This window comes from Massilia sp. CT11-108 (genome assembly GCF_047302915.1).
GTDB lineage: Bacteria > Pseudomonadota > Gammaproteobacteria > Burkholderiales > Burkholderiaceae_D > Telluria > Telluria orientalis.
In genome coordinates this window covers 1-790 of record NZ_JBKYMO010001062.1, presented here as the reverse complement: position 1 = coordinate 790, position 790 = coordinate 1, and the positions used below count along the sequence as shown (strand labels likewise).

Sequence of the window (790 nt, the reverse complement as noted above, 5' to 3'; positions counted from 1 at the left end):
GCTCGTGGGCGCGAGCGCCAGCGCCGCCTTCAGCGCGGCACGTGCCTGCGCCTTCTCTCCGCTCGCGCCCACGAGCAGCATGCATTTATCAGGGCCCGCGCCGCGCAGCTTCAGCCACGTCTCCAGCAGCGCCACCTGGCGGCCGTGGCCGGCCAGGGTGAGCATCGTCGCCGTCTCCACCGCGTTCGACAGGCGCAGCATCGACAGGCCCAGTCGCGCCTGCACGATGGTGCGCACGGCCCGCTCGGCCGCCGTCCAGTCGGGGAAGAACACCGCGTGGAACGCTTCGTATTCGGGCAGGCGGCTGATGCGCACCGCCGCTTCCGTCAGGATGCCGAGCCGTCCTTCCGACCCCAGCACCAGTTCGCGCAGGTCGGGGCCTGCGGCGGACGCCGGAAAGGTGGGGATGGCGAGCGGGCCGGCGGGCGTCTCCACGCGGCCGCCGGCGAACAGCTGCTCGATGCGGCCGTAGCGCAGCGATTGCTGGCCGGACGAACGCGTCACGACCCAGCCGCCCAGCGTCGAATAATCGAACGATTGCGGGAAGTGGCCGAGCGTGTAGCCGTGCGCGCGCAGCTGCGCTTCCAGGTCCGGGCCGGCCACGCCGGCTTCGAACACGGCCAGCTGCGCATCCGCGTCGATGGATACGAGAGCCCGCATGCGCGCCATGTCGACGCACAAGGTCGGCCGCGCGCCGACTGCATCCAGGTGTCCGGCGACGCTCGTGCCGCCGCCGTACGGGACGACGGCCGCGTCGTGGTCCGCGGCCCAGCGCAGCAGGGTGCGCACG

General features: G+C 72.7%; 1 protein-coding gene. It reads right to left on the bottom strand.

Translation table 11 applies throughout. From position 1 onward, the window contains the following. On the bottom strand, positions 1-790 hold a 790-nt coding region (locus ACEN88_RS33135), incomplete at both ends, for an FAD-binding oxidoreductase (protein WP_413346548.1).